Source organism: Fibrobacterota bacterium (assembly GCA_019509785.1).
In the GTDB taxonomy this organism is placed as follows: Bacteria; Fibrobacterota; Fibrobacteria; order UBA11236; family UBA11236; genus Chersky-265.
Genome location: JAEKLQ010000033.1, coordinates 78,383 through 91,537, shown reverse-complemented (window position 1 = coordinate 91,537; position 13,155 = coordinate 78,383). Strand labels below are relative to the sequence as shown.

Annotated in this window: 4 protein-coding genes; 1 reads left to right on the top strand and 3 read right to left on the bottom strand. The window is 61.5% G+C overall.

The window, feature by feature from the left end:
* Positions 1–2 precede the first annotated feature (2 nt).
* The gene (locus JF616_08965) at positions 3–785 is read left to right on the top strand and encodes a hypothetical protein (GenBank protein MBW8887872.1); all 783 of its coding nucleotides are present in this window, start codon (positions 3–5) and stop codon (positions 783–785) included.
* A gap of 3 nt (positions 786–788) precedes the next feature.
* On the opposite strand, the gene JF616_08960 is transcribed toward JF616_08965, so the two are convergent.
* From JF616_08960 to JF616_08950, 3 genes are all read right to left on the bottom strand, one after another.
* Positions 789–2,717, bottom strand: a complete 1,929-nt coding sequence (locus tag JF616_08960) for a hypothetical protein (protein ID MBW8887871.1) — start codon at positions 2,715–2,717, stop codon at positions 789–791.
* 235 nt (positions 2,718–2,952) lie between these two features.
* The gene (locus tag JF616_08955; protein MBW8887870.1) at positions 2,953–9,009 is read right to left on the bottom strand and encodes a chitobiase/beta-hexosaminidase C-terminal domain-containing protein; all 6,057 of its coding nucleotides are present in this window, start codon (positions 9,007–9,009) and stop codon (positions 2,953–2,955) included.
* A gap of 256 nt (positions 9,010–9,265) precedes the next feature.
* Complete coding sequence (locus tag JF616_08950) at positions 9,266–13,024, bottom strand: chitobiase/beta-hexosaminidase C-terminal domain-containing protein (GenBank protein ID MBW8887869.1); 3,759 nt, start codon at positions 13,022–13,024, stop codon at positions 9,266–9,268.
* Positions 13,025–13,155: the final 131 nt, after the last annotated feature.

Below are 13,155 nucleotides of genomic sequence, written 5' to 3'. Positions count from 1 at the left end.
CCATGCGTTTGCGGGCCCTCCTGCTGTTCGAGCTGGCTCCCGCCTTGAAAGGCCCCTTGCCCTGGGTCGCCCTCGCTAGCCTTTTGGTCTTGCTCGTTCCGATCCGCTTCGTGATGGCGGGCGAGATCCACATCAACAACGGCGAGCTTATCGGCAAGGCGCTCCGGGTCAATACCGTGCTGGTGGTGGGTTATTCCACCATCGTCTTCCTCACCACCCTCTTCACCTTGAGCTTCTGCCTCGACCGCACCGGGCCGCATTACCTCCGCAACAACGATCTGCTCGTCCTGTCCCGGGACGTGGGCCGGCCCGCCTTCTATCTCTCCAAGATGATCTCCGTGCTCATCCCGTCCCTCGCTTACGGCTTCCTGGCCATCGCCTTGTTCTGGGGCGAGCTCCTGCGCATCGCCGGAATCGATCTGCACGAAGTCTTCCTGCTCATCTTGCCCCTAGGGCTGTCCATGACCTGTCTGGTGGGCCTCTTCTTCTTGATGCGGAACTTCCTCGGCAATTTCATGATCTTCTTCCTGTGCCTGCTGTTCCTGCCCATCATCTACGTGGTCAACTTGTGGCGGTACTACGGGAACTTCATCAGCGAGGCCGGCCTGATGAGCCGGGTGATCGGGATGCTGCCCCAGTTCGGGGGCGTGCACGTCTGGTCGCTGGGACTGGTGAGCGATACCTTGCGTCGGGAGCACGCGTGGCATGCGCTCGCGAACACGGGGCTCTGGGCCGTTGCGTCCGTTGGCTTGGGTCTCTTCCTGTTCAACCGCAAGCGTTTATAAAACTCAGCTCTTCCCGCCCGGGCTCGCCACTTTCATCTCCCCGTCGATCCCGTTCAGGTAGATGTGCTGCCGATCGGTGGAGTAATTGAGGAACTTGTAATACAGCTTCCCCCCGACCAAATCCCCGCCGCGAATGGATACCTCGTCCACGTTGGCGAAGGATTGGAAGCGGATGATGGATCCCTGCGGGTCGAATATGACGATCATGTTGGCCGGTAGGTTCGCGGTGGATTCCTCCCTGCCGCCGCCGCCGCTATGCTTGCGGTGGGCATCCACCACCAGGTCCACGTAGCTGAACTCGCGGTCATGGACTTCCTTCTGGGCGTTGCGATCGGGCATCCAGTTGATGCGCCCGGCGCTCCAACGGCTGGGTGTCACGAAGGAAAGGAAGTTGTAGAACGAGCTGAATGATCCCAGGGCTACCTCGGCTACGAAGTTCTCCAGATCGCCCTGGCTGGTGCGTCCGGCCGGCGAAGAGAAGGTGTAGGCGCTTTGGTTTGATCTTTCTTGCAGGCTCATCTTGGAGAAGTCGATCGATCCCTGTTCCATGGTGAACCGCTGTACCAGGGCCAAGGTATCGTTGAACTTGGCCTTGTCCACCTTGAGCTTAGTCTGCCCCGAACTGACGTAACTGGTTTTCAGGAAACCGGCCTTGGTCCCCAGGGCCTTCTTGGAATCATCGTCCAGCTCCACCGCGGTCTCGCTCTTGAAGGTGAAGGTCTTGAGCGCGGTCAGGGTCTGCTTGAACTTCTCCTTCTGTTCCGCCTCCAACCGCTTTTGCTCCTCGGCCAGGGCCGCCAATTGCGCTTGTTCGCTGCGCGCGGCCTCGGCGCGCTCGGCCTCGGCCCGCCTTTCCTCATCGGCGCGCGCCTTCTCCCGTTCGGCTTCCGCCTGGGCTTGCGATTCCTTATCCTTCTCGGCCCGCTCCCGTTCCCGCGAGGCCGCCAGGTTCCGGGCTTCCTGCTCATGGGCCCGGGCCTGCGTCCGCTCGATGCCGTCCTTCAGTCTGGCGGCGAAGGATTTCCAAGCGAGGATGCGATCCTGGATGGGCGCGCGCACGGATTGGCTCCGCTCCTTCAGGGATTCCTCGATCTTGTCCTCCACTTCGATGGTAAAGTCCACGTTCTGCTTGCGGGCGTATTCCAGGAGATCGCTGAAGAGGAAGTCCGTATTGAGGGCTTCCAGCAAGGCTTCCAGGTTCGATTTCAGGAAGGCCTTGTTCCCATCGTACTGCTTGGCCAGCTTTTCCATCTGGGATTGGGCCTGGGCGGTGTTGGCGTCCGCCTGGCGCGACCAATAATCGAGTTGGAAGGAATAATCGTCATACATCGCTTCGATGCGCGCCAATTCATGTGCCTTCAGATGCTCTTCCACCTTCCGCCCCAGGAAGTCCTGCGCGAAGGTGAAGAGCCAAGCGGTTTGCGCGGCCCGGAAATCCGTTTCCAGCCGGGACACGTCGGCCTGGAACCGCGTCTTGGGTTTCAAGCTCCCGCCTTCGTAAGGCATGAGCGCCCGTTGGAACGCCAGGCGCGTATCCTGGGTCCACGTCTTTCCGTCCTTCATGAAGCGCGTATCGATTTGGCGCACGAGCGAAGTCACGTATAAATCCTGCGTCAGCTTGCCTACGTCGGCGCTGCGCTTTTGCAACTCCTCGATGCGCAACTCCATGGCCTCGATTTCCCCGTAAGCCGGGCGATCGGGGGCTTCCGGTCCCGCCCCTACGCGGCCGCGCAACCGGTCCAGATCGACGCGGCATTTCGCCGCCTGGCGTTCCCAATCCGCGAAGGGATAGCGCGCGTTCAGATCTTTCAGGTAATCCTTGAGGTAGGATTTGGCCTGGGCCATGTCCTCGTCCGTGCCGGCCAACGCGGGGTAGGCGCATGCCAGCGCCAGCCCCAACCAGATGGCGGTCCATCCACGCGATTGCATCATGTAATTATCCGTTTCGTCCTGGGTAGACGTCGGGAAAATTCCGGGAAACACCCCCTCAAGCGCGGAAGGGGGGTCTTGCGGCCCGCCTCCCGATCCCGGAATTCCATCGACGCTATGACGGGCCCCGCGGCCCGGGAGGAAATGTACCACTTAACGCGCGGGGCCGCATCGGAAGGACGCGAAAGGCGAAAGCGGAAGCGGGCGGAAAGCTCCCCGCTCGCATGCGGACGGGGAGTTAGCGGGAGATGAGGACCTTACGGCTCAAACGCGCGGAGAGATCCTGGCCGCGTACTTCCACCAAAAGGACGTACATGCCGGGGTCGAGGCGGGCGGGGCGGTCGGAAAAATCCTTTCCGAAGGCGAAATCATACGTGCCTTCCGAAAGCATCCCGGTGGTAAGGGTGCCGAGGCGGGTTCCCCGCAGGGACCAGGCCGTCGCGCGGATGTGGGCGCGGGAAGGCAGGGCCATCCGCAGGCGGAAGCCGTCAGGGGCCATGGTCACCTTGGCGTCCAGCTCGGGCGCGATCGCGGAGAACTCCTTCGTCAAATCCAAGGCGGCGATCTTGTCCTTGGGGCCGGCGACCACGATGAGGCTATCGCGCGACAACCCGGAAGCCGGGATTTCCGCGCCGGGAAGGATGGGGAACTTCATTTTACGGGAAGCGGAAAAGGCCCAGGCCTCGTCTCCCGCGGGCAAGGATAAATCGGCGATACGCAGGGATGGCAACGAGTCGCCCGCGCTTCCGAATTCCACGCGCCAGCGTTGCACCACTCCGCCATCCAGCCGGACCCAATCGGAAGCGAGGGCGCGGCCATCGCGCATGGCCCGCAGAAAACGGTCGCCGCGCTGCGGAAGCGCTTCCTCATCCTCGGTGCCCAATCCGTCTTGGGACCCGGCATCGGCGCCCAAACGCAGGCTCGTTCGCCCGTCCCATCCCATCGCCAATTGGATGCGGCCCGCGGCCGCGCTCTTGCCGGCGGGAGGGGCCGGCATGATCGAGGTAGCGGGCCGGGTCAAGAGCGGGACGGCGGTATCGCCGTTGTAGTTATAGACGAAGTAACCGCGCCAAGGGACCAATGAATCGGATTGTACGTAATCGGGAGTCGCGAGAGCGGGATCATAGCCCCACAAGCCCTTGATCGTGAAGCTGCGATAGGTATCCAAGGCCCGGGAGAAGGGCCAGTACAACGTTTCCAGGTGCGGGTTGGAGATCTGGTTCCAGCCCTTGTGCAGGACGATGGTGAAGGTCGCTTTGCCATTGCCGCGGGATGTCTCGGCATGGTCCATACGTAAGGAGGTAACGGGCGAACGCGCCGCGATCCAATACCCCTGGCCGGCTTGCAATGGGGTGCCTCCGGCCAAGGCGGAAAATTTCTTCGCGCTGCCATCGTAGCCGGTCGCTTCGATTTGCGCCTTCGGATTCAAAGCGCGCAGGCCATCGAGCGTGAGGGGAGGATTGAGGTCGAGGGGGATGGCCATGAAATCGTACAGGGAATTCGCGCGCGCCCCGATCTTCCACGCCGCCGGCCCTTGCAATGGGCTCAGCCTCTGGGCCAGGGGAAGCATGGCATGCGCGTCTCCCGCCGGGAAATAGGCCGTCTGCCGGTAATCGGTGACGATCAACTGCACGAAGAGCGGCTTCAATACGCCCGCGGGATTTTTCAGCTGGGCCGCGATGGCCTGATCGCTGGAAAGGAAGCCACCCGAAACGTCGCGGGTGGAATCGTCGTTGCGGTTGAGATTGTAGCTCAGGTTGGAAACGTTATCGTGGATGGTGAAGCCCACCCGCGTGGAATCCTTTTCATCGAAGGATTCGGGCGCATAGGCGATGGTCGGGGGCAGGGTATCTATGCCCATGAAATAGGTGCCCGCGCCCAAGGTCACGGTATCGGCGGACGTAACGAAGAAGATCTTCCCGGAGGGCTCCACTTTGTAAAGGGACCGCTTTTCCGAAGGGGGAGTCGTGAACATCAGATTGGGGAACGCTTGCGGGACCGCGCCGGCGCCGGCAAGGGAAAGGTTGAGCGTGTATTGTACCGCGTCGAAGCCGACCAATCCCGAGGAGAACGGGCTGCCGATATGCACTTTCGCCGTTGCTTGCTGGTCCTCCGGATTGCGCAGGGTGTAGCCCCCGTCCAGGAAAAGGGTATGCCCGGGAGCCAAGGTGGTATCGCTGATCAAGGTCGCGCTGTAGGTCTCCGAGGCGATTTCGCTGGCGATGTTCCCGGCCACCGCCACCGCCTTCAGCGTCGCCGCGGATACGATCCGGATAGCGGTATCGCCCGCGTAGGGGATCCCCGTCCCGGGCGTGGGCGCGCTGCCGTCCAGCGTATAGTAGATGCTGGCGGAATGCGACGTGGAGGAAAGGCGGACGATGAGGGGGAAGGGATAGGACCCGCCCGGCGGTTTCATTTCGGGCTTCTCAGGCACCAAGGTATAAGTGGCCACCAATACCTTGCTGTTATCGAAACCGTTCTCTACCGCGATCGCTTGCAAGGTGGTGGTCCGGCTCAAGACGATAGGCTTCTGGTATTGGTTGGCGGGGATGATGGCCGGCTCCGAACCGTCTAGGGTATAGTAGATGGTGGCTCCCGGCGTCGATTGCAATCCTACCGTCAAGGTGTCCTTGAAGGTGAGGGCGTTATTGGCCGTGATGGGGATAGGCGTGATGAGCGGGCCATGGTTCAGGGTATAACCGAAGGTTTGCGGATTCCCCGGCTGGCTCCCCAGATAGGCGATGGCGGTGAGGGTCGTTGTCGTGGTGAGCGGCAGGCCCACGACGGGAAAGATGGGGGACTGATCATTTGGCGCGCTCCCATCCACCGTAAAGTGGATGACCGCATCCGCGGGGGTAACCGTCAGCTTCACTCGGAGGGAGTCTTTGAAAATCGTGTCACCGGGAGGGGATGCCACGATGGATCCCGGCCCGAGATGGAAATCCCGCGTAACGATATCGCTGTTCCCGTAGTCCTTCAGCATCCCGATCACCTTGACCTCGGTGGTCTTCGTGAGGGTGAGGCCAGCGCCGGCGAGCACGGGGCTGCTGGTATCCGGATCCTTCCCGTCGAGGGTATAGTGCAGTATCGCGTTGGGGGTCGGGCAAACGATCCTCACGGACAAGGACCCGGAGAATGAGCCTCCATCGGGCGAGAATTCGGGCGTGAGCACTTTCGGCTTCGGTTTGGCCAAGGTGAAGAGTTTCGAGGCCGTGTCGGACGGGAGTAAACCCGCCTTCTTGGCCACGGCGTTCACCTGCGTGGTGCCGGTGATAACGATCCCACCCTGCGGATATTTGGAGTTGGAAGCCAGCGGATCGCTTCCGTCCATGGTGTAGTAGATATCGCTCCCGTCCGGCGCGGACATGGTAACGGTCAGCGTGCCCGTGAACACCGAATCGGCGGGACCGATGATGGGCTTGGCCGATTTGTTCTGGGCGGTCATGGTATAGACTTCCGTCATCACGTCGCTGGCCCGATACACGTTAGGGTAGTAAGCCCTCGCCTTGAGAGTTCGGGTGGAATCGATCAAGATGGCTCCGCCCGCGTACTGTAGGTTGGGGGCTCCCTGGACCGGATCCACGCCGTTCAGGGTATACCAGATGGTCGCGGCCGGCACGGGTGGGGCGATGGTAACCTGGGTGGGGGAGTAAATCGAGCCCCCCGCCGGACTTGCCGTCGGCTTGGCCAGTTTCGGCAATTGCACCGAGAGCCTAACGGTATCGCTCCAGGCATAGTAGGATGCGTTGTTGGTGTCCGCCGGGAAATTGGTCGAAGTCGCGCGCACGCTGTAAACGGTACTCATCCCGATGGTGACCGAATCGAGGGTCAGGACCGTATCGTCGGCTTTGGAAGCGGTGATGGCCGTCCGGGACGGGTATCCCTTGAACCAGCGATAAGACAAGGGGAGCGGCTCTCCGGTGGCTTTGGCCTTGAATTGCACCTTATCGCCCACCACCGCCACCTGGGCGGTCGGGTTCTGGATGATCTTCACCGGAGCGGGCAAGGGCTTCACCTTCAGGTAACAGGATTTGCTGGTGAGATCGGGACTCGATCCGTTCTTGACGATCACCCGGTACCATCCGGTGGACGCCGTGGAGACGGGATTGATGTTGTAGCCGTTGGAGTTGTTCCCCACCGCGACGAAGCCCGTGGTCGCCGAGCTGGAACTGAATTGCCACTGGTACGACGGGTTCGGAAATCCCGAAGCCTGGACGAAGAAGTTGGCCGAACCCTTGTCGAACACCGAGGGCAGGCTATCCGGGAGATCCTGGGTTATTTTCAGATCCTGGTTCACCGTCAGCGCCAGGTTCTTCTGATCCGATCCCAGGCTGTTGGTCACGGTAATGGAAACGGTGAAATTGCCGGAAGCCGTGGGCGTCCCGCTGATGGTCGCGCCGGAGACCGAAAGCCCCGTTGGCAGGCCGGTGACGGTATAAGTGAAGTTGGATGGATTTCCGCGCGCGGCAATGGCATAAGTGAAACCGGTACCGACCTTCGCCGTGGCGGAAAGGGCGCTCGTGATGGAAGGTTTGTACAGGGAGTCGCCCACCGTAATGACCAGGGTCTTGGAGTCGGTCCCCGCGGTGTCCTTCGCGATGAGTCCGACATTGAACGAGCCTTGGGCGGTGGGTTTGCCCGAAAGCGTGCTGGTCGTGGCGTTGTAATTGAGCCAGGCGGGCCGGGTGGCGGCGGGCGCATCGAGGGTGGGGGTAGGAAAGCCCGAGGCAGTGAGGGTGTAGGTGAAATTCTGGTTCGCCACGGCCCCCGCGGTGAGCGGGCTGGTGATAATCGGCTTGGCCCACACCGTCACCGTCATTTTAACCGAGTCGGAGAGGGCGGGGATGCCCCGGTCGGTCACCTTAAGCTGGATGGCGAAGCCGCCGGTGCCGTTGGCCGGGAATTGCGCGATAGGGTTGGCTGCGGTATCGTTGCTGAAGGTGACGCCCGTCGGCCCCGACCATTTATAGTGGAGCGTGGTCCCTTCCGGATCCGATGAACCGCTGCCGTTCAGCTGGCAGGATTGGGGCTGTACGATCGCGGTATCCTTCCCGGTTTTCGCCGTGGGCTTGGTGTTGTTGATCACGGTGAAGCTGACCGGCGCCGAGGTCGTCGATGCGTTAAGGGAGTCGGTAGCCGTCGCGGTCAGGGTATAGCTCCCGGCCAGGTAATTATGCTTGTAGGTCCAAGGCGAGGCGCTGTCGGTGGCTTCCAGGGCGATCCCGTCGTAGAAGTCGACCTTGGCCATGCCTCCATCGGCATCCGTCGCGGTAGCCACTACGCTGGTGTCGAAAGGCGCGTAGTAGGTCTTCCCGTTTTGCGGGAAGGTAATCGAGACCGCGGGAGGATTGTTCTTTACGACATTCGCGATAACCGAAGCGGAGGTCCCCGTCAAAACGGGAGTGCCGTTGTCGTAGGCGACGGCATGGAAAGTGTAGGTGCTCTCCGGCAAACCGGTAAGATTCAATGTCCATGGAGCCGCGCTGACGGCGCCCAGCAGAGTCCAAGTGCCCGGCGCGGCGGCCGCCTTGTAGAACTCCACCTTGGTGACGTTCCCATCGGCATCGGCCGGGGAGGCCGTGAGTTTAATGGACGCCGGGGCGAGGTAGGACGAGTTATTGGCCGGCGAGGTCATGGTTACCGTGGGGGCCTTGTTGGCCGCGATGGTAATCGACATGGTCGATGTATCGGCCGCGCCTTTCGGGTCCGTCGCGATGGCGCGCAACTGCACCGTCCCTGTGGGCGAGGTCCCGTCCGTGATCCAATCGGTCACGTAGGACGTGGACGTACCCTTCACGGGAGTCGAATCGGTCCACGCCGTTCCGCCGCTGACGCGGTACGAGAAGCGGACGGTGAGCGGGGTAGGGCCGTCGGCATCGCTCGCATTGGCGGCGATATGGATCGTCTGGCCAACGTGGAACGATTGGCCCGTCGTAGGCGAAGTAAAGGCGATGGACGGCTTGGCGTCGCGGAGGTAGGAGTAGTTCGCCGTCATCGGAAGCAGGGGGTCCGAGGGATAATAGGCCGCCGTCCTCAGTACGGTCGTGCTATGGATAACGATGGGGCTCCCATCGTATGACTTCCCTTCGGTGGCAAGTAGAGGAATGGTGGCGGAGCCGGTATCCCAACGGATTTCCGTGGCGCTGGGGCCCGCGGTCAAGGTGACGGATACCGATTCGAAGAAAGGATTGACGGTAGCCGGATCGGGGTCGGCGACGGGTGCGCTGGGGGGATCGGATTGCGCCAGGGTGGGCAATGCCAAGGCCAGGATTAGAAAGGCGATAGTTCTCTTCAAGATCCGGTTTCCGCGCTCGAGCAATCCCTGCGGGGGTCTATCCGCAAGAACCTTTAGACGTTTTATCCACCCGACCTGTGTACTACTCTTTTCAGATCGAAATGGATTTAAATCACGTTTGCAAATATAAACCAACCCCAATTGCTTTCCCATGCGCGCCGATACCGCCTTAGCGGGGTAAAATATGCTTTTGCCCATCCGGCCGGAAGCGCTAATAGGGGCAAGGGAGTTGGTCGGAGTCGGGAATCTTTACGATCTAAGGAGCCAAAATGCGGGAGAATGCCTGGCTGCCGTTCGGCCCGGCGATGCGAAGCCGCAAAAACAGGGTTTCCGGATGGGAACCAATGAGTAAGGGCAGCCGGTAGATCCCTGGACCCAATGGACCCGCGTTCAAGCCCGCCAGGCGGCGTCCCGAAAGGGTGTAGACATCCGCCTCGACCCGACCGATCCACGGGAGATCGATTCTGAGAACCGCCTGGCTATGATTCCGCTCCAAGGCAAAGGCCAATGCATCCACGGATTCGGGCGCACGGGCCAATTCGCCAATTCCCGCCAATGCTTCCGCCGTGCCCGCGAATACGGACAGGGTATCGGTAAATCCGGACGATGCCGGAATCGCGGTCCCGGGGTTTAAGCGGAATTTGAGTCCGCGCGCGCGGGAAACCGCCCATGCTTCATAGCCGGCAGGTAAATCCGCTTCCTTTACGCGCAGGTTCCCGATCCCCTTCTCTCCGGGATCGATCACTACCTGCCAGCGGGAGACGGAACCCGGCTGGAGGCGCACAAGATCGGTGAGCAGGCTTCCGGTTCCGCGTAATGCCCAGGCCGCGGAGCTTCGGCCCCAGGCCGGGGGCCTCGGCTCGTCTTCCGGTCCGATGTCGTTTTGGGCCCAGGACCGCGCGCCCAAACGCAAGGTCGGGATAGCATCCGCGGAAAGTTCCAGGCTCAGGGAAGCGGCCGGGAGAGCGCCAGCGGAGGGCTTCCCGAATGCATCCCCCATCCATGCGGCCGCTTTCGCGGCAGGGCGGGCGGCGGCGGAGGAATACACCGTGACCAGCGTATCGAGGCTTCCGTAGTAGAACACGAAATAACCGATCCAGGGCATGAGGGTATCGGTTTGCGTCCACGTCCCTTGGGTTTTGCGCGCATAGCGGTACGGGGCTTTCAGGAAGGTGGATCCCCCCTGGCTGACGGCCGGGGTAATGGGCCAATAAACGGTATCAAGGTAAGGGCTGGTGATCTGGTTCCATCCCGGTTTCACGCGGATCCGGTAAGTTCCCTTGGCGTCGGATTCGCCGGCTTGCAATTGGGACAGGTTCAAGTTGGAATGTTGCGATCGGCTGCCGATCCAGAAAGCCATGCCCTGCGCGATGCGATCGGAATCATTCAACGAATCGTAGCCGCCGTTGCGCCACACGCAGGCTTGCATATCGGGATTGTCGGCGTGGAGTTGCGCCCAGCTGATTCCCGCGCCGGGGCCCACCGGCAAGCCCGCCAGATCCCATAATTCCTGGTCTTTGCCTTGCCCGATCATCAGGACGTTCGGCGTCGCCACTTGGGACCATTGCTGGGCGACGTAGATCTTTCCGGTGGGTTCCGGAGGCATGCGGGAAGAATCGTAGGCGTCCCGGGAGACCACCCGCAGCCAAAGCGAGGCGGGATTCTTGGCATCGCCTTTCACGTTCACGTTCGCGACGCCGGCGGTGTCCAGCTTCCGCGATACCGAGCCGCCCTTGAGCCCGGGGCTGGTGATTTCGCAAGTGGGGTTGGACACGTTATCGGTGATCTTGATGCGCACCGTGGTGGAATCCCCGTCCCGCGGGATTTGCCTCTCGATGGAGATGAGCGGCGGCTGAACGTCCACGGCGGTGAAGTAATCCCCCGGGAGGGTCAGGATATTACTGTCCTTGCCGGGGACGAATTCGACGACTCCCCCGGCATATCGGTACAGGGAAACCTTGGTCCCCGCGGGCTTGGTAAAGATAACCTTGAGAAGCTGACCCGGATCCATCGCCTGCAAGGATACCACCAGGGAAATGTCCGTGAATCCCGTGAGCCCCATGCCGTCCGCGGTACGCACTTTGGCGATCACCGGCTGGGGCGATTGGTTCTGGTACGCGAATCCTCCCGAGATGGGGCGGATGCCGTTCACGGCGAGAGTATCCGACGGCGCGGAAGCATAAACATCGTAGTGCACGGTCAAAACGCCGCTGGCGACTAAGTTTGAGCCGCTTCCGAGCATGGTTTCCGCGTTGATGGTCGCGCTCGTGGTGAGGCTGATCGAAACCGAATCGGGATAGCCCGCGGTTTTCGACAAGTCGGCGTTGGGGTCGAGGGAGTAGTGGATGAGCCCGCCCTTGGTCCGGCTCTTCAGGGTGACCATGGTGCCGGGCGCGACCGGGTCTGCGCCGGGAACGGGAAATACCGTAGGCACGGAGGGCCTGAGCGTATACCTCATTTCGTTGATGCCGCTCGCTTTCAAGGGGGATGGCGTTCCCGCGCGCGCGGTGGCGTAGCAACGAAGCACCGCGCTGGAATCGAGCAAGATGGACTGTCCCGAGACGGCCACGGGATCATTCACGGTGGGATCGCGTCCGTTCGCCGAAAGCGTATAGTGGATTTCGACGTTCGCATCCGTCGTAATCATGCGGATGGAGAGGGTGTCGATGAATTCGCGGGAGACGGGATCGATATCGGGCGTGGAATAAGTGGTAATGGTCGGCTGCCGGGTATAGGTGAATTGGGCCACCGTGCTGGAAACCCCGGATGCCACGGCTATGGCGTTCACGACCGTCGCCCCGTCCGCAGAGAGGGTGATGGCTCCCGTGGAATCGGCCCGTATTCCGTTGACCGTGCCGTTGGGCAGTAATCCGGGAATGTTTCCGTCCAGGAAATAATAGATGGACGCGCTGGGGTTCACCTTGCGGAGATGGATGGTGAGGGAGCCGGTATATTCACCGTCAGGCTTATCGGAGGTCGGCTGGGACAACTGCATGATGTAAGCCGCGGCGGACATGGCGCTGGGATCGTGCTTATCCTTGAAGGCTTTCGCCTTGAGCGTGTCCGACTTCTGGATCAAGAGCGCGGCGCTTCCGTCCAATGAGGTAGCGGTGGGGGTCGTGCCATCGTCCGTATACCTGACGGTCGCTCCGGCGGTGGCGCTCGTCATCCGCACCCACAGGGTATCGTAAAAGGTTTTCGCCGCCGGGTTGAATACGGGTGCGGCGACCGCGGGCAGGTAGGTGAACTTCGCGGACTGGATCGCGCTGACCTGGTAGGTGCTCACGAAGGCTTGCGCCCGCAATTGGATGGAGTCCCCGTCGTGACCGGCCGCGAAGGTCAGGGAATCGCCCGTCATGAGGGTCCATTTTTCCGGGGCGTTGGCGGTAGGATCGATCGTGTACCGGATATGCGCGCCGGCAGTCGCGCTTTTAATGTGCACGGTGAGGCTGGTGGTCTTGAAGCTACCCGGGGCCGGATCGATGACGGGCGTGGCAGCCTGATCCAAGACGAAATCCACTTTCAGGGGATCGCTGTCATCGTAGCCGGTCGCGGTGGCGTAAGCCTCCACGATCGTGGACTTGCTTAACGGTATTGCCGTTCCCGCGTAAATGGGGCTTGCGGGGCCGGGCGCGGAACCGTCCAGGGTATATCGGAGCGTGGTGGGGTTCTTGATCGTTGCCACGCTTAACGAGCAAGCCAAGGTCGGATAGAAATGGGTATTGCCATTGTAACGGGCCACCGGCTTGGGCACCTTGGCGCGCACGAAATCGGCGCTTATTTCACTGCTGACGCTGGTGCCGGATACGTGGATGGCCCGCACCGTGGTCGTACTTTCCAAGGTTATCCGGTCCCCGGGATAGTACCGGATCGTGGACCCTGTCTCGTTCTTTTGGGGCGCGCTCCCGTCCAAGGTGTACATAATCTTGCCGTTGAAGGGGGTCAGCAAGCCGCCGTCCGTATTGAAGGAAAAGGAGGTGGAGCCGACCCAGCCGGAATCGCCCGGGGGAACCATGATAGGTTGGGCGACGAGAGCGGAGAAAGCCCGAGGCGCGGCTGTGGCAAGGCACAGCAACAGCAAAATGACCCGGCTAGGAAACGGCGCTGATTTATTGATCGGAAACCCCATATCCCCAGACAAGAAAA